The sequence below is a fragment of the Roseateles sp. P1_C1_2 genome, assembly GCF_056406535.1.
This window is the reverse complement of record NZ_JBFUAB010000029.1, coordinates 38,645-54,372: the sequence shown is the minus strand read 5'-3', so window position 1 is coordinate 54,372 and position 15,728 is coordinate 38,645. Positions and strand designations below refer to the sequence as shown.

The following is a 15,728-nucleotide window of genomic DNA, read 5'->3' as shown; positions in this document are numbered from 1 at the left end:
CTCCTGAAGTTCATTTGTCGAGGCTGAGGCTGCCGCTGCCCACATAGACGGTCTTGTTGTCGTCGTGCACCGGGAAGCTGAGCAGACGCTCCTGGTGGCCGTCGTCGTAGTCCAGCAGCAGCACATGGCCGCTGAGCTGGTAGCGGCCGCGGCGGCTGGCGCCGTCGTCCTGCTTGCGCGAGCTGACCGCGCCAGCCGTACCGAAGGGCGTGCCCACCGCGCCGCCGCCGGTGCTGCTGCTGCCTTTGCCGTCGCCATACGACGATGCGGCGATGTTGGTGTTGTTCAGCGTGGCGGCCAGCGTGCCCGAGCCGGAAAACGAGCTGTGGCTGCGCTCGAAGCGGCCGTCGCGCGTGAAGCGGATGGTGCGCGTGGCCGAGGTGCCGCCCAGCACCAGGCTGCCGCTGAAGCTGCCGCGGCTGAAACTGCCCTCCAGCCGCGTGTCCTTGGGCCAGGGCCTGACGGCGTGATGCTTCTCGGCCTTCCAGTCGCCGGCGGGGCGGCCGTTGTCGTCCTGGGCCTGCATCTCATAGCCCTTGCCGTTGGCGCGCCAGCGACCCCAGCGCTGCGGCTCGAGCTGGCGCGACGCGGCGACGTTGAGCTGGTCGGGCGGCATCTCGGTGCGGCGGTAGACCGTGCCGTCGCGCAGCAGGAAGCGCACGTCTTCGTCCCAGTGCGTGYCGTTGTTGAAGTTGCTCTCGCCATGGATGACGACAGCCGCCAGGTCCTTCTCGGGCAAGCCCTGCCCAGGCGCCTTCAGCACCCGCTGCAGCAGGACCTCCTTGCGCTCCAGCGGCACCTGCGGCAGCGGCGAGGGTGTCAGGCCCGAGGGGTCGCTGACCACGGCGGCAGCCGACAGCTTGACGTAGCCGCCGCTCAAGGAGGTGACCAGGCCGCGCATGACGACCTCGCGGCCGACCCAGGGTTCGGCATCGATGCCCAGGTTGATGCTCAGCGGGGCGCGCCGGTCGCCCTGCTCCTGGGCGAGCTGGAAGCGGTCCCTCTCCGTCCCCCAGCGCTCGACGCGGCCCTTGATGTAGATCTGGCCCAGCGCACGCTCGGCGGCCTCATCGGAGATGGCGCTCCAGGTGTGCTTCTGCTGCGCCGCCAGCGCTGGCATCTGGCTGGGCAGGAAGAACTGGCCCCGCACGGCACCCGGCGCGACGGCGGGCATCTCCGGGGCCGACACCATCTTGGCCTTGACCAGCGCCATGGCCGCGGCACGCGCCTGCGGAAACTGCGCCGACGCATCCATGGCCGGGCCCTGCCAGTCGTTGATGAGGCCGGCGCAGACCCTGTCGGGCGCCGGGTCGCCCAGCACGCGGCGGCGCATGGGCTCGGTGATGGTCGTCCACGGCGGCACGCTGCTGCCCTGGCGCCGCTTCAGCTCCATCACCACCATGCGCAGCGGTGCGAGCTGGTGCTTGTCGCGCCAGGCCACCCAGGCCGCGCGCATCTGCGGCGTGGACGGCGCGCCGACGTCGTCGCAGGCCTCGAGCGCAGCCTCGGACATCACGTCCAGGCTGACCGCATTGACGAGTTCGGTCAGGGCGGCGGCGTTGGCCGCCAGGTCAGTCTGCGACGTGGCGGCCAGCGCCAGGCCGGCGCTGCAGGCGGCCGCCATGAGGGCGAGATATCCGGCCATCATTGCCAGACCGGCTGGCGCGCACCGTTCCTCAGGGCGTCCAGCCCACCAGCCGGCAGCCCAGGGGCGTCGCGGCAGCACCGTTGCGATCGTTGACGCGGAACGCGCCGCTGCCCGATGTGCCATTCAGTCCTTGCACCTTGCGCAGATCCGGCGTCGTGTACCAGAGCTGGCAGGTGCCGGAACACACCGTACCCGTGCAGGCGCGGCTCGAATCGGTGTCGTAGGCGACATAGCGCCCGTCGGGTGACCACTGCGCTTCAAAGCTCCGCTTCGAATCCGTCAGCTGCTCGAGCGCAGAGCCGTCGATGTTCGCGATCCAGAGATCGCTTTCCCCGGTGGCGCTGATGCGCGGCAGGCGCACGACGAACTGCTTGCCCGAGGGGCTGACCCAGATCGGCCCCATGCGCCGGTCGGCCGGCAGCTGGAACTGCCCCACCGTCACCTCGTCGCTGGAATCCACGCTGCCGACCCGGATGGTGCCGGCCTCGGGGTTCACAAGCAGGAACTTGCCATCCGGCATCCAGGCAAACCAATCCTGTGCCGCAATCTGGTGGCGTGCGCGCCGGGTGTCGAGATCCAGGATGAATTCGCTGAAGGCGGACACCGAGTCCGTTCCCAGCATCACCTTGACCAGCTTCTTGTCGGTCGGCGATGGCAGCGCGCCGCGCAGGTAGCCATCGGCGCGCAGTGCGTACAGCGTGTTGCCGCTGCTCCGCTCGACCACCGACAGATCGGTGTAGCCCCCCGCGACATTCCATTCCGTCGTCACGAATTGGCGACCGTCGGACCATGGCGTCAGGGCCAGCTTCTTGTTGGTGACGTGGATCGGCGCCTGTCCATCCAGCGAGGCCATCTGCATGCCGTCCCAGGAATCCAGTGCGTAGTTGTCATGCCATAGCCAGCCGGACGGGTGCACCGGATCGGGAGGAGGCACCTGCGGCGTGCCCGGCGTGGACGGCGTTGTGTCACTGGGGCCACCGCCGCCACCACCACAGGCAGCCAGGCTGGCCGCCAGGCAGATCGCCAGGCCCGCTTGCCAGGCCCGCTTCATCAACAACCGGGGCGACCGAGAGAAGAGCTGGATATTCATGTTCAACGGAATGGATGGATGCGCGGGACGCGCGTTGATGCAACGGCGGCGGGATCGCCGCCCATGACTACTTGATCCACGCGGCCACTTTTCCGCATGGCAGCGAGTTGGGGGCCTGCTGGCTGCCGTAGAACACCTGCCTGAGCGCGGGATGCGGCACGCCGGGAACGATGCCCGCGGCATCGCGGACGCTGCCGGGCGCTATCCAGTAGGAGCATTGGCCGCGGAAGCTCGTGTTGATGGAGGACACATTGCTGCGCTGAAGCAGGAAATGCTTGCCGTCCGGAGCCCAGGTCACGAAGGAAACAAAGCCGTCGTTCGTGATCCTCTGCAGACCGGCGCCACGCAAGTCCGTCATCCACAGGTCGACCCTGCGCGTGCGGACATCCACGGTGGAGAGCACCAGCTCATCGCCGGTGGGGGACAGGGACGCCATGCCGAAGATGACGCCGGGCAGCGGCGGGGGGATCGCTCCTGTCGTCTGCCATTCGATACGCTCGTTGGCGCCCTGGAGATTGCCGCGCCAGGTCGACAGCTCGCCGGTGTGCGCGTGAAGGCGCCTGATCGAACCATCCGGCATCCACCAGTGGAGGTATTTGCCCACCTGGCCCTTGTAGCTGGCCAGGACGCGCTGCTCCTGGGACAGGTCCACGACGGCGAAGAGGCCGGTGTCGCCGGCGGTGTCGAGGAAGACGAAGGAAAACACGCCGGCAGCGGTGGGTGACGGCTGGGCTTCCGAGACCCTGGGGACGCTCCTGGCAAGGTATTCGACCTGCCCGGTGGCCGATGAGTACACCGTGAAGGCGTCCTGCTTGAAGCCGATGTTCCGGATCTTGAAGTAGTGGCTGTTGCCGCCGTAGAAGCGCGCGTCGCCGGCATTCCTGTCGGCGTGGACGGTCAGGCGTTCGGGGTTGTCCAGGTTCACGACCTGGGGCAGTTCGCTGTCGGGCAGGGTGATCAACAGGCTGCCCAGCCTTGCCGCCGCGGCGTCGCCGGCGCATCCGAGCTGGGCGACCAATGCCAGCCCCACGCACACCAGCATCCCTGGCCGACGGCGCGGTCCTGGAGGGGGGAGAAGGGCGGTTAGCAAGATCGACACGTCGGGGCGCTGCGTTTGATGGGCAAAAAGCCGCGCTGGCATTTCCAGCGCGGCTTCCCGGGAACGCAGCAGGTTTACTGCTTGCGGGCCATCGAGGACATCGATTCGCCGATCGACTTGATGGCGGTCGAGAACACGTTGTTCAGCATGTTGTATTCCTGGCTGGTGGCCTGGAATTCGGTCATCTTCATGTTGAATTCCTGAGCCTGGTCTTGCTTCTTGGACTGCAGCTGGCCGAGTTCCTCGCCCTTCTTGCCCTGCATCTGGGCCGTCGTTTCAGCACCCGAGCCGGCCAGGCTGCTGATCTCGTCGGACAGCTTGACCATTTCCTTGGCCTTGTCGCCCAGGGCCTTGCCCATGGCTTCGGCGATCGCCTGGATCCAGCCCTTGGCGGACGTCTTGCCAGCGGTGCCCTTCTTGCCGATCGCATCGGACATCAGGCCCGTCAGCGTGTCGGTGAGGTTCTGCTCGAAGCGGTTGATCGCGCCGCCGAAACGGTCATGGGCGATCTGCTGCGCTTCGTGGCTCGGGCTGCCGTTGCCGATGCCGCCGAGCACTTCGCCGGCCCGCGCCTTGACCTCGTCGCCCAGGAACTTGGGCATGCCGTGTTCCTTGACCATGTTGTCGACGGCGCCGTTGAAGGCGTTGCCGACGGCTTGCTGCAGCATGCCGCCGATGGCCTGGCCGATCATGGCGCCGATCGGGCCACCGAAGATGCCGCCGACGATGCCGCCCAGGGCACCCAGGATGCCACCCGAGCCACCGCCGCCGAAAATGCTGCTAACTGCTGATCCCATGTCGATCTCCAAAAATGTGAGGGGTTTGCGGCAAACCCTGCCGCAGTGATTGATTGAATTTGCGAGGCATCTGGATCAGGTGGCGACTGAAAAACACCGGATCCGCTGCGTGTCTTGTCGCTAAGGTTTCGAACCAAACTCTGCGGCGCTGACAGGTTTCATTAAACGGGGTCCTGCTTGGGCTGCCTATATGCGGCTGCTCCTATTTCTGCGCCCGGCGCGCTAGGGTTGGCCGCAGTCGCGCCGTCCAGCTGGCGCAGCAGCGCGCACAGGGCCGGCAGGTCCAGGCCCAGTTGCCCACGCAGGCTGTTGCGGGCCATCCAGGTGGCCGATGCCTGTTGCGCCGTGCCCTGGCGGCTGGCCTGCACCGTCCATTCGCCTAACGCCACGGTCAGTACGGCGAAACGCTCGAAGGCATCCTGGCGCTGCAGCAGGGATGCGTCCTCCCAGGGCAGCTCATCGATGACCCAGGCCTTGACCCATTGCGTGATGGACAGCCAGCGCTGCGGCGTCAGCGCCTCGTGATCGAAGGCCTGGCGGCAGGCGCCCAGATAGGCGGCCAGGGCCACGCCCAGGTCGTCCTCGGCGCGACCCGCGGCCAGCTGGTTGCGGTAGTGCTGCAGGCAGCGCGCCACCAGGCCGGCCTGGCTGGCCAGGCCCAGCATCTCGTTCAACGCGGCCGCTGCCGCAACGGGCTCGGCAACGCGCGAAGGCAGGCGCCAGCGCGTGGCATTGGCGTCGCGTTCAGCAGCGTCGTCGGCCAGCGGGGCGTGCGCAAACCGCGACTGCTCCAGGGCCTGCGCCAGACGACGGCCGAGGGCGGATTGCCAGGGGTTGGGTGAGGCGGAAGTGGTCATGGCGTGGCGAGGGTTGAAGTGCCGCCGGCGCGCCGGACCTGGCGCAGGCGTTCGCGGCGGCTGAGGGTCTGGACGGCCGACCAGGTCGTCGCATCCAGGGCGTGGAAATCCGAGGGCTGGCCCTCGTAGAGCGCGCGGCTGCGCGGCGTGAAGCCCAGGGCCTCCAGGCAGACGCGCGCGCCGCGGTTGTCGGGGTGGCAAACGCCCCAGACCGTGGGCAGCGCCAGCGTCTCGAAGGCATGGCGCAGCAGCACCTCGCCGCCGCCGAGGCTGAGGCCACTGCCCCAGTGCTCGGGCCGCAGGCGGCTGCCGAGTTCGACGTCGCCAGGCCGCACGTCGACACCGGGACTAGCCTGCAGGGGCATGAGGCTGAACCAGCCGGCGAAGCTCTCCGTCCGCCCCGTCGGCACGGCGCAGCGCCAGATGCCCAGGCCCGGGTGGCGGCGGTAGAAGCCGGTGAGGCAATCGGCAAAGGCTTCGGCCCAGCGCGCCTCGTGCAGGGGCTGCTCGTCGGGCAGCAGGGCGCGCACCCGCGGGTCGGCGTGCAGGCGCATGACGTCGGCGGCGTCGCCCGGGACGAATTCGCGCAGCAGCAGCTTGTCACTGCGGTGGGAAAACGGCGTCATGGCTGGCGCTCCGCCGTCGCGTCGGTAACCGGCCAGCGCGCCAGCACACTGATGCCCCCCGCCGTGACGCCCAGCATCCAGCGCTCGCCGGCATGGTCGAGCAGCACGACACGCTCGCGCGCACCTACCGGCAGGGCGCGCACGAAGCGCAGGGCCTGGCCATCGTCGGCCGGGCCGCGGCCCCCCAGGTTCTGCAGGCGCCGCCAGCCGCGGATCAGCACCCAGGCGAGCAGCAGCACGAAGGCCAGGGCGGCCACGGTGCTGGCGAGGTTGAGCATCAGGGCCTGCATGGCGTCAGTGGGCTCCAGCGGGCACGACGCGCGGGTCCACGTCGGGATGGCGCGTCAGGTCTTCACCGGGTGCCTGCCGCGCGCGCGGCGGCTCGGCGGGTGTCTCACCGCGCCGATGCGGGTCGGCGCGGGCGGCCTCCCACTTCAGCTGTTCGCGCACGCCCTCGGCCCAGACGATGACCTCGGCCAGCACGTCGAACAGATCGGGCGGAATGACCTCGCCCTCCTCGCAGCGCGCCAGCAGTTCGCGCGCCAACGGCACATTGCGCACGATGGGCACGCCGGCGTCCTCGGCGGCCTCGCGCATGGCGCGGGCGACATGGTCCTCGCCCTTGGCGCTGACGGTGGGCACCGGGCAGCGGCCCGGCTCGAAGTCGATGGCGATGGCCACATGCGTGGGGTTGACGACCAGCGCATTGGCGCCGCGCGCCGCGGCCTGCTGGTTGCGCTGGCTCCATTCGGCGTGGGCCTGCTTGCGCTGCTGCTTGAGCTGCGGGTCGCCCTCGCTGTCCTTCATCTCCTGCTTGATGTCGCGCATGCTCATGCGCAGCTTCTTGGTGAAGCGGTGACGCGTCCACACGGTGTCCAGGAAGGCCACGCCGGCGAACACGCCCACCGTCCACGCCAGCACCTTGACCGTGCCCTCCCAGACCAGGCCGCCGAAATGCTGGACCGGCCGGTCCGTGCCCGAGGCCAGCCGCATCGCGTCGGGCAGCAGCAGCCGCGCCACCGCCCAGCCGATGCCGAGCAGCAGCGCCGTCTTGAAGATGCCCTTGAGCAGCTCGACCAGGTTGTCCATGGAGAACATGCGCTTGATGCCCTCCGCCGGGTTGAGATGCTCGAGCTTGGGAGCGACCTTCTCGAAGGCGAGCACGGGCCCGGCCTGCAGGAACTCCACCAGGGTGCCCAGCACCGCCACCGGAATGACGAGCAGGGCCACCAGCAGCACCGTCAGCTCGACGCTTTGCCAGCCCAGCAGCACGGCGACATGGCCGAAGCCCTCCTCGCGCCAGCCCACCGACACGCGCGCGAACAGGCCCTCGCACAGGGCCGCGACGCGCTCGCAGGCCATGCGCAGGCACAGGGCGCCCATCACCAGCCAGACCAGCAGCGTCAGCGTGGTCGTCAGCTCCTTGCCCTTGGCGATGTCGCCCTTCTTGCGGGCGTCCAGCAGGCGCTTCTGTGTGGGTTGCTCGGTCTTGTCGCCGCTGTCGTCGGCCATGGGTCCATAACACCTATTTCTAGGGGGTGCAAACGGGGTTTGTGAAAACTTGTTTTCAGTGCCGAGGCCAGCCCTACTTCTAGGGGGCCATTCACCACGTCGTCCACAGGGTGGTTGGCATGGCGGGACCGAACGATGCCCGGTCTCGGATTGCGGCGGTGCAGCAGATGTTTCCACGCGTAAACGTGGGGGGCACTGGTCTACATACAAAGGAGCAATGTCTACGGGTCAGTCAGTTACGTCTGCTTGCAATGGTCAACAAGCAGGCAAGGCTTGCCCCCATAGTCCGCCCGGTTCAAAAAGCAGGGAAGACAAGTGTTCGGACTCCAACGGATCTGCCAGGTCATGGCGACCGGTGCGTTAGGCGCAGCCCCGCTGATGGGGGCTTTCGCCGCCGCGCCGAACTGCCCCTCTTCCTCTCCCTCCGCCGAAGCGCTGCTGGACAGCGCGCCGGCCGCGGGCGCCAGCGGCTTTGCGCTGACCGAGAGGCTGTGCCTGGCCACCCTGGTGAGGACTCGCACGGCGCTGGTCGATCCGCCCGAGCCTGAGGCCATGCCCGTCGAGGTGCTGCCTGCCACACCCGCGCCGCAGGCGCCGCCCGTCGCCGTGACCCGGCCCGCATCGTCCCGTGACGCCGCCGGCCAGGCCCGCATCCGGGCGCTGGCGCCGCTGATGGCCGAGGTGGCGCAGCGCCACGACATCGACCCGCTGCTGCTGCATGCCGTGGCCCACATCGAGTCGCGCCACCAGAGCCAGGCCATCTCCCCGGCCGGTGCGCGGGGCTTGATGCAGGTCATGCCCGCCACCGGCCGCGGCCTGGGGCTGGCCGAAGCGGAGCGCGAACTGCTGACACCGCAGGCCAACCTCGAGGCGTCGGCCAAGTACCTGAAGCAGCTGCAGACCCGCTTCGGCAACGACCTGCGCCTGGTGCTGGCCGCCTACAACGCCGGCGAAGGCGCGGTCGAGCGCCATGGCCGCCGCGTGCCGCCCTTTGCCGAGACCCAGGCCTATGTGCGCAATGTGATGGCCGTGTATGCCGAACTGCGGCGCCGCTTCGGGGTGCAGGCATGAGCAGCCGTCCCGACGGCCTCTCGGGCTACTTCGCCGCGGCCGACCAGCCGCGCGAGGGCCTGATCGCCCGCTTCAGCGACCTCTTCCTCGTCGCCGGCATCGTGGCCATCGTCGCGCTGATGGTGCTGCCGCTGCCGCTGTGGCTGATCGACATGCTGGTGGCCGTCAACATCGCCTCCGGGCTGGTGCTGATCCTGATCGCCGTCTACGTGACCGGGCCACTGGAGTTCTCGGTCTTCCCCAGCGTGCTCTTGATGACGACGCTGTTCCGGCTGGCACTGTCCATCGCCACCACGCGGCTGATCCTGCTGCATGCCGACGGCGGCCACATCATCGCGACCTTCGGCAAGCTGGTGGCCGGCGGCAACCTCGTGGTGGGCCTGGTGGTCTTCCTCATCATCACGGTGGTGCAGTTCATCGTCATCGCCAAGGGCGCCGAACGCGTGGCCGAGGTGGCGGCGCGCTTCTCGCTGGACGCCATGCCGGGCAAGCAGCTGTCCATCGATTCGGACCTGCGCTCCGGCCTCATCGACAAGGACGAGGCCAAGCGCCGCCGCCGCACGCTGGAGCTGGAAAGCAAGCTGCACGGCAGCCTCGACGGCGCGATGAAGTTCGTCAAGGGCGACGCCATCGCCGGCATCATCATCATCCTCATCAACCTGCTGGGTGGCCTGGCCATCGGCGTGCTGCAGCAGGACCTGAGCCTGGGCGACGCGGTGCACCGCTACTCCATCCTGTCCATCGGCGAGGGCATGGTGGCGCAGATCCCGGCCCTGCTCGGCGCCATGGCCGCGGGCCTCTTGGTGACGCGCACCAACGACGACGAGAACGACCGCCACCTCGGCGACGCCATCCGCAAGCAGCTCGGCGCCAAGCCGCGCGTGCACCTGATGGCCGCCGCCATCTGCCTGCTGCTGGCCACGGTGCCGGGCTTTCCGCCGCTGGTGTTCGGCCTGCTGGCCGTCGTCTTCGGCGCGGCCGGCGTGCTGCTGATGCCCCGGGGCCGCGACTGGCTGACCCGGCGCATGCCCCGGTTCAATCCCACGCGCCGCAAGCCCGAGCCCGCCGCTTTCAAGACGGCGCAACCCCGCCTGCGCCCCTCCGTGCCGCTGCTGCTGGAGCTGCCTCAGTCGCTGCTCGGCGATGGCGGTCTGGCCGTGACGCGCGCCATCGAGGCCACGCTGGACGAACTGCAGCTCGACCAGGGGCTGCCGCTGCCGCGCGTGGCCCTGCACGGCCGCCTGGGCACCGGCGGCTGGCGGCTGCTCGCCCACGAGGTGCCGCTGTCGGAAGGTGCCCAGGTCGGTGACGCCGCAGCCCTGGCCGCGCAGGTGCACCAGGCCCTGCGCCGCAACGCCGCCCTCTTCATCGGCATCCAGGAAACCAGCGAACTGCTGACCCGCGCCCAGGCCGAGCTGGCCGATGTGGTGAAGGAAGTGCTGCGCGCCCTGCCGGTGCAGAAGGTCACCGAGGTGCTGCGCCGCCTCGTGGCCGAGGAGGTCTCGATCCGCAATCTGCGCGACATCCTCGAAGCCCTCGCCGATGCCAGCCAGCGCGAGAAGGACGTGCAGGCGCTGACGGAGATGACGCGCATCGCGCTGCGCCGCCAGACCCACCACCGCGTCTGCGCCAGCGGCGAGCTGCAGGCCCTGCTGCTGTCGCCCGAACTGGAGACGCTGCTGCGCCAGAACCTGCATGTCAGCGGCGGCGTCACCCAGCTCGCCGTCTCGCCCGACGTGGCCCGCCAGTTCGCGCTCGAGGTGCAGGCCCAGGTGCAGGCGCTGCGGCCGCAGGCCCTGGTCTGCGCCGTCGACCTGCGCTGGCATTTGCGCAAGCTCATCGAGAACGAGTGCTTCGACACCCCCGTACTGTCCTTCCACGAACTGCTGCCGACGCTGCGACTCACGCCGCTGCTGCATCTGCCCCCACCCCGTCTGGACGCGCTTCCCCCGCAAGCCGCGCTGCTCGCCGCATGACCTCCACCCTCAAGATCGCGGCCGCCGCCACGCTGCTGCTGGCCCAAGCTCTGCCCCTGTCGGCCGCCCCGCTGCCGGAAGGCCTGCGCGTCGTGAAGCTCGAAGCGCGCGACCAGCCCATCGAGCAGTTCCTGCAGGGGCTGTTCTCGGGCAGCGACATCCCCGTCGTCGCCAGCGGCTTGCAGGGCCAGGTCAACGGCCGCTTCGACGGCACGCCGGCCAAACTGCTGCGCGACCTGAGCCGCGCCTACAACCTGCTGAGCTATTACGACGGCGGCGTGCTCTACATCGCGCCGGCCAGCGACACGCAGACGCGCAGCTATCTGCTCACCCCCGCGGCGGCCAGCCAGATCCAGCGCGCCGCCCAGGCCCTGCAGCTGCCCGACGCGCGCAACACGCTGAAGTTCGGCGAGGACGGCGCACTGCTGGCCGTCGGCGCCAAGCGCTTCGTGCAGCAGGTGGACGAGCTGGTGCGCCAGGTGCGCCCGGCCACGGCCGCCGCGGCCATGCGCGCCTGGGCGCCGCAACAGCAGCAGCCTCTGCCCGATTACCGCATCTTCTACCTGCGCTATGCCTGGGCCCAGGACGTGCCGATGAGCTTCGGCGGCCAGCAGACCACGCTGCCCGGCGTGGCCAGCATCCTGCGCTCGCTGACGGGCCAGCCCAGCAAGGCCCGCGCGGCCGCCGTGAGCACCGACCCGACGCGCGCCCAGGGCAGCCAGCGCGTGCGCGGCGGCGGCGCGCGCAACACCACCACGCTGGGCCTCGTCGACGAAGCCGCGCCGAATGTGCGTGGCACCGACACCCTCGTCGCCGCCCTCACGCAGGTCGGCTATGGCCAGGCCGCACCCGAGGCCGCCGACCCCGCGGCGCCACCCGACTTCGCGCCGCGCATCGAGGCCGACCCGCGCCTGAACGCCGTCATCGTGCGCGACCTGCCGGAGCGGCTGGACCGCTATGCCGCCCTCATCAAGTCGCTGGACATCGAGCCCCAGTCGCTGGAGATCGAGGCCACCATCATCGACATCAACACCGACCGCATGCGCGAGCTCGGCATCAACTGGCGCTACAACCACGGCCTGTCCAGCCTGATGCTGGGCAACGGCACGGCCAGCGACAACCGCCTCAACGGCCAGGTCGACCCGACACCCAGCGCCAAGGGCGGCGTCATCTCCGCCGTCATCGGCGACCGCTTCCCCTTCGTGGCCCGCATCACGGCGCTGCAGAGCGACGGCGCGGCCAAGGTCGTCAGCAGTCCGCAGGTCGTCACGCTGTCCAACGTCGAGGCGGTGTTCGACAACAGCTCGACCTACTACGTCCGCGTCGCCGGCCGCGAGGACGTCGACCTCTTCAACGTCACCGCCGGCACGCGGCTGCGCGTCACGCCGCATGTGTTCAAGGACGGCGCCGACGGCGAAGGCAGCGCGCGCATCAAGCTGCTGGTGCAGATCGAGGATGGCGGCCTGACCGGCCAGAGCGTGGACAACCTGCCCATCGTCGAGCGCTCGGGCATCAACACCCAGGCGCTGATCTCCGAGGGCGAGAGCCTGCTGATCGGCGGCATGGTGCGCGACAGCTCGACGGCCGGCGTCGACAAGGTGCCGCTGCTGGGTGACATCCCGCTGCTGGGCAATCTCTTCAAGACCCAGCGCAAGGGCGGCCAGCGCATCGAGCGCATGTTCCTCATCACGCCGCGCCTGGCCAGCAGCAAGGCCGCCGCCGACGTGATGGAGAAGGCCCGCCAGCCTCTCGTGAATCCGGCCGCCCCGGCGGGATCGGCGGGTGGCGAAGGTGCAGTCCAGCAGGAGTGATGCCATGAAGCCCAACCTCCCCGCCTCGATGCTCGAACTGCGCGTGCTGGCCGGCCGCCAGGCCGGCGCACGCGCGCGGCTCGATGCACAGCAGGAGCTGCTGGTCTGCGGGCTGAACGCGTCCAACCAGGCCGACACCCAGTTCGCCGACATCCTGCTCGCCAGCGACATCGACTTCCAGCTGCGGCTGGTGCCGGCCGCGCCGGGCCGCGTCGGCCTGCAGCTCGTCGCCGGGCAGGCGGTGCTGGACGACAAGGCGCTGCTGCCGGGCACCGCCGTCCACGCCTGGCTGCCGGGCCAGCCGCTGCAGCTGGGCGACACGCGGGTGGCCTATGGCCCGGCCGACCAGGACTACTGGCCCGAGCCCGTGCTGCACGACGGCCCCGAGCTGCCCGCCAGCGAACGCGCCCAGGGGCTGCGCCCCGCCATCGCCCCGCCGCGCCCCCGACCCATGCTCGAGGGCGTGCTGACGGCGCTCGGCCTGGTCATGGTCATCGGCGGCGCGGCGCTGGCCTGGCGCGGCGGCACGCTGCGCGAGGCCGGCCAGGTCGTGGCCAAGGTCGTGCCGCCGGCGCAGGCCGCCGCGCCCGCGGCCGCACCCGATTTCCTGGCCAGTGCGGTCGAGGTCTTCCGCCTGTACGGCATCGCGGCCCAGGCGGCGTGGTCACCCGAGGGCGAGCTGGTGCTGCAGACGCAGGAGCGTGACGCCGCCAAGCTGCAGGCCGCCGCCGCCGCCGCCAAGCGCGACATCGCCCGCCTGCCGGCACTGCGCCTGGACAACCGCCCGCCCACGCTGGCCGCGGCGGCGCCCGTCCCGGCGCCGGACGACCCGGCCAAGCGCCTGGTCGCGGTGGTCGACAACGCCGACAGCCCCTACTTCATCACCGCCGACGGCAGCCGCTATTTCAGCGGCGCCCTGCTGCCCAGCGGCCACCGCGTCGTGCAGATCGCCGAGCGCGCCGTCATCGTCGAGCGCGATGGCCAGCGCACCCGGCTGACCCTCTGATTTCCCTCAACCTCCCTCAAGGAGTTCCCATGTCCAACACGCTTCTCAACACCCTCGCCGCCGCCCCCGTCACCGGCACCACGGGTGGCAAGACCAACAGCAGCGGCGGCTCCTGGTTCGAAGCCATGGCCGACGCCTGGGGCAAGGCCCTGGACAAGCAGGCCGGCGACATCGAGACCGCCTCCAACGCGATGAACAACGGCGGCGACACGCCCTCCGCCGTCACCGAGCTGACCGCCATGTCGCTGAAGATGAGCTTCCTGGCCAGCAGCTCGCACACCGCCGTGTCGACGGTCGGCTCCGCCCTCGAAACGATGGCGCGCAAGCAGTGACACCCGGTCTCGCCATCGCCGCTCCGGTGGCGGACGTCCAGCTCGGCGCCGGCGCGTCGCTGTCCAGCCTCGGCCTGGTCGCACCCGCGGCCGACGTGGCGGGCTTCGAGCGCGCCATGGCCGGCGCCGTGCAGCGCCTGGGGCCGACCGAGTCGTCCGCCCAGGCCATGCAGCGCATCGTCCAGCCGCTGGACCACATCAATGCCGAAGCGGCATCGCTGGGGCGCGACGCCCAGGCGGCCGCCGCGTCGGGCCAGGAACTGACGCCGGGCGAACTGGTCAACCTGACGGTGCGCTGCCAGGAGTTCATGTTCCATTGCCAGCTGACGTCCAACATCGCCAACCGGACGTCAGAAGGCCTGCAGCAACTGTTCCGTCAACAGTCATGAAATGGAGCCCCTCGCCCAGTCTCGCCCCGCTGAACGCGGGCGCACCCGGTCGGTCTTGCAGACCGCGCTGCGGCATGAGCCGCAGCTCTTCGGCAGGCACATGCCGCCCACTGGGCGCCATGTGTCCGGCCTCAGCCCCCGAGGGGACGGCGATGCCCGCGGCATCGAGCCGCGAGCACATCGCCAGCGCGGGCCGGCTAGGGAGCGGCCCGGCGCTCGGCCCGCAAATGCATCACGGCCGCCACGAATGCGAACTGGACCACCAATGAAAGTCGCCCGCAGCCTTCTTCCGCTTGCTCTGGCCGCTCTCCTCAGCGGCTGTGGCGAGCAGACCCTCTACGCCAAGCTCGACGAGCGCCAGGCCAACGACATGGTCTCGGCGCTGCGCCTGTCCGGCGTGCCGGCGCAGAAGAATGCACGCGAGGACGGCTTCGAGGTGCTGACGGCCGAGGCCGACTTCGCCCGTGCGGTGCAGATCCTCAGAGCCCAGGGCCTGCCGCGCGAGGACTACGACAGCCTGGGCAAGGTCTTCAAGCGCGAGGGCTTCGTGTCCACGCCCGTCGAGGAGCGCGCCCGCCTGATGCACGCGCTGTCGCAGGAGCTGTCGCACACGCTGACCAGCATCGACGGCGTGCTGCAGGCCCGCGTGACGCTGGTGGTGCCGGAGCGCCATCCGCTGTCCGACAAGGTCCAGCCCTCGTCGGCCTCGGTGATGCTCAAGCACCGTCCCGGTCTCAATATCGACACCCTGCTGCCCAAGGTGCGCGCCCTCGTCGTCAACAGCGTCGAAGGCCTGCCTTATGAGAGCGTCTCGGTCGTCGCTTTCGCGGCCGAGCCCACGCCCGTTGCGCCGCCGCTGGCCGAGACCCAGGCGAGCGTGCCGCTGGTGCTGGCCATCGCGCTGGGCACGGCCAGCCTGGGCACGGCGGGCTGGCTGGGCTGGCGCCGCCGCCGCGCCACCGCCCAGCTCGCACTCGAAGGGGGCGGCCATGACTGAACGCCAACTGCGCGCCCACGTCGCAAGACGCCTGCTCGAGGACGCACCGGCCGAGGCACGCACGCTGACCTGGGCCCAGCTCGACGCGGCGCCCGCCTGGCTGGCGCTGGAGCGCGACGAGCTGCTGGTGCTGGCGCGCCGCTGCGGCTCCGTGCTGGCGGCGCCGGCGCTGCGCCTGTGGATTGCCGGGCCGCTGCGCGAGCTCGCACGCGCCGCGCTGGGCGTGCCCTGGTGGCGGGCCTTGCGCAGCGCCGAGGCCTGGCCGCCGCTGCCGGCGGGCCTGCCTGCCGGCCTGAGCGACTGGCCCGAGGTGTCGACGCCGGAGACCTTGAGCCGGCAGTTCACCGAGGCCGGCGCGGCCGTGCTGCTGGCCGGCCTGCCGCACGGCTCCCTGCGCCACGCCGCCAGCCGCCGCCTCGGGCCGGTCGCCGCCTGGGTCATGCCCCAGGCCACGGCGCTGGCCGTGCTGCGTGAAACGTTGAGCTTGCAGTCACAGGTCACCACATGAACAACAGCT

At 70.2% G+C, this 15,728-nt stretch carries 16 protein-coding genes; 8 read left to right on the top strand and 8 right to left on the bottom strand.

What is annotated here, in order from left to right:
- Positions 1-10: 10 nt before the first annotated feature.
- From AC1D2H_RS25560 to AC1D2H_RS25525, 8 genes are all read right to left on the bottom strand, one after another.
- Positions 11-1,624 carry a hypothetical protein gene (locus AC1D2H_RS25560; protein WP_478012844.1) on the bottom strand — a complete coding sequence of 538 codons (1,614 nt, stop codon included), beginning with the start codon at positions 1,622-1,624 and terminating at the stop codon, positions 11-13.
- A gap of 52 nt (positions 1,625-1,676) precedes the next feature.
- Positions 1,677-2,738 carry a TolB family protein gene (locus AC1D2H_RS25555; protein ID WP_477936521.1) on the bottom strand — a complete coding sequence of 354 codons (1,062 nt, stop codon included), beginning with the start codon at positions 2,736-2,738 and terminating at the stop codon, positions 1,677-1,679.
- A 67-nt stretch (positions 2,739-2,805) separates the two neighbouring features.
- Positions 2,806-3,768, bottom strand: coding sequence for a TolB-like translocation protein (locus AC1D2H_RS25550; protein ID WP_478012843.1), 963 nt, complete (start codon positions 3,766-3,768; stop codon positions 2,806-2,808).
- 143 nt (positions 3,769-3,911) lie between these two features.
- On the bottom strand, positions 3,912-4,634 hold the full coding sequence (locus AC1D2H_RS25545; RefSeq protein WP_477936525.1) for a hypothetical protein: 723 nt from the start codon (positions 4,632-4,634) through the stop codon (positions 3,912-3,914).
- Between the two features lie 161 nt (positions 4,635-4,795).
- Positions 4,796-5,491, bottom strand: a complete 696-nt coding sequence (locus AC1D2H_RS25540) for a hypothetical protein (RefSeq protein WP_478012842.1) — start codon at positions 5,489-5,491, stop codon at positions 4,796-4,798.
- Positions 5,488-6,117: a GNAT family N-acetyltransferase gene (locus AC1D2H_RS25535; protein ID WP_478012840.1), complete on the bottom strand. Its 630-nt coding sequence runs from the start codon at positions 6,115-6,117 to the stop codon at positions 5,488-5,490. The genes AC1D2H_RS25540 and AC1D2H_RS25535 overlap by 4 nt, the downstream gene beginning before the upstream one ends.
- Positions 6,114-6,407, bottom strand: coding sequence for a flagellar biosynthetic protein FliO (locus AC1D2H_RS25530; RefSeq protein ID WP_477936531.1), 294 nt, complete (start codon positions 6,405-6,407; stop codon positions 6,114-6,116). Before AC1D2H_RS25530 ends, AC1D2H_RS25535 begins: the two co-directional genes overlap by 4 nt.
- Positions 6,408-6,411: 4 nt before the next feature.
- On the bottom strand, positions 6,412-7,629 hold the full coding sequence (locus AC1D2H_RS25525) for an EscU/YscU/HrcU family type III secretion system export apparatus switch protein (RefSeq protein WP_478012839.1): 1,218 nt from the start codon (positions 7,627-7,629) through the stop codon (positions 6,412-6,414).
- Between the two features lie 315 nt (positions 7,630-7,944).
- Between AC1D2H_RS25525 and AC1D2H_RS25520 the strand changes: the two genes are divergently transcribed.
- The 8 genes from AC1D2H_RS25520 to AC1D2H_RS25485 all read left to right on the top strand — a co-directional run bounded on the left by AC1D2H_RS25520 (position 7,945) and on the right by AC1D2H_RS25485 (position 15,719).
- Positions 7,945-8,700 (top strand): lytic transglycosylase domain-containing protein, encoded by a 756-nt coding sequence (locus AC1D2H_RS25520; protein WP_478012838.1) that lies wholly within the window; start codon positions 7,945-7,947, stop codon positions 8,698-8,700.
- A complete protein-coding gene (locus tag AC1D2H_RS25515) occupies positions 8,697-10,676 on the top strand; it encodes an FHIPEP family type III secretion protein (RefSeq protein WP_477936537.1) in 1,980 nt (659 codons plus the stop codon). The genes AC1D2H_RS25520 and AC1D2H_RS25515 overlap by 4 nt, the downstream gene beginning before the upstream one ends.
- Entirely contained in the window at positions 10,673-12,487 is a 1,815-nt protein-coding gene (sctC, locus tag AC1D2H_RS25510) for a type III secretion system outer membrane ring subunit SctC (protein WP_478012837.1), read from the top strand. The genes AC1D2H_RS25515 and sctC overlap by 4 nt, the downstream gene beginning before the upstream one ends.
- 4 nt (positions 12,488-12,491) lie before the next feature.
- Entirely contained in the window at positions 12,492-13,493 is a 1,002-nt protein-coding gene (locus AC1D2H_RS25505; protein ID WP_478012836.1) for a SctD/MshK family protein, read from the top strand.
- Positions 13,494-13,522: 29 nt separating this feature from the next.
- Positions 13,523-13,825, top strand: a complete 303-nt coding sequence (locus tag AC1D2H_RS25500) for a hypothetical protein (RefSeq protein ID WP_477937924.1) — start codon at positions 13,523-13,525, stop codon at positions 13,823-13,825.
- Complete coding sequence (locus AC1D2H_RS25495) at positions 13,822-14,214, top strand: hypothetical protein (RefSeq protein WP_478012835.1); 393 nt, start codon at positions 13,822-13,824, stop codon at positions 14,212-14,214. Before AC1D2H_RS25500 ends, AC1D2H_RS25495 begins: the two co-directional genes overlap by 4 nt.
- A gap of 265 nt (positions 14,215-14,479) precedes the next feature.
- Positions 14,480-15,211 carry a type III secretion system inner membrane ring lipoprotein SctJ gene (gene sctJ, locus AC1D2H_RS25490; RefSeq protein ID WP_478012834.1) on the top strand — a complete coding sequence of 244 codons (732 nt, stop codon included), beginning with the start codon at positions 14,480-14,482 and terminating at the stop codon, positions 15,209-15,211.
- Complete coding sequence (locus tag AC1D2H_RS25485; RefSeq protein ID WP_477937918.1) at positions 15,204-15,719, top strand: hypothetical protein; 516 nt, start codon at positions 15,204-15,206, stop codon at positions 15,717-15,719. The genes sctJ and AC1D2H_RS25485 overlap by 8 nt, the downstream gene beginning before the upstream one ends.
- Positions 15,720-15,728 lie beyond the last annotated feature (9 nt).

Excerpts from the sequence above, each read along its gene's own strand:
- AC1D2H_RS25555 (WP_477936521.1), bottom strand. The coding sequence starts at position 2,738 with ATGAATATCCAGCTCTTCTCTCGGTCGCCCCGGTTGTTGATGAAGCGG.
- AC1D2H_RS25545 (WP_477936525.1), bottom strand. The coding sequence starts at position 4,634 with ATGGGATCAGCAGTTAGCAGCATTTTCGGCGGCGGTGGCTCGGGTGGC.
- AC1D2H_RS25540 (WP_478012842.1), bottom strand. The coding sequence starts at position 5,491 with ATGACCACTTCCGCCTCACCCAACCCCTGGCAATCCGCCCTCGGCCGT.
- AC1D2H_RS25535 (WP_478012840.1), bottom strand. The coding sequence starts at position 6,117 with ATGACGCCGTTTTCCCACCGCAGTGACAAGCTGCTGCTGCGCGAATTC.
- AC1D2H_RS25530 (WP_477936531.1), bottom strand. The coding sequence starts at position 6,407 with ATGCAGGCCCTGATGCTCAACCTCGCCAGCACCGTGGCCGCCCTGGCC.
- AC1D2H_RS25525 (WP_478012839.1), bottom strand. The coding sequence starts at position 7,629 with ATGGCCGACGACAGCGGCGACAAGACCGAGCAACCCACACAGAAGCGC.
- AC1D2H_RS25515 (WP_477936537.1), top strand. The coding sequence starts at position 8,697 with ATGAGCAGCCGTCCCGACGGCCTCTCGGGCTACTTCGCCGCGGCCGAC.
- sctC (WP_478012837.1), top strand. The coding sequence starts at position 10,673 with ATGACCTCCACCCTCAAGATCGCGGCCGCCGCCACGCTGCTGCTGGCC.
- AC1D2H_RS25505 (WP_478012836.1), top strand. The coding sequence starts at position 12,492 with ATGAAGCCCAACCTCCCCGCCTCGATGCTCGAACTGCGCGTGCTGGCC.
- AC1D2H_RS25500 (WP_477937924.1), top strand. The coding sequence starts at position 13,523 with ATGTCCAACACGCTTCTCAACACCCTCGCCGCCGCCCCCGTCACCGGC.
- sctJ (WP_478012834.1), top strand. The coding sequence starts at position 14,480 with ATGAAAGTCGCCCGCAGCCTTCTTCCGCTTGCTCTGGCCGCTCTCCTC.
- AC1D2H_RS25485 (WP_477937918.1), top strand. The coding sequence starts at position 15,204 with ATGACTGAACGCCAACTGCGCGCCCACGTCGCAAGACGCCTGCTCGAG.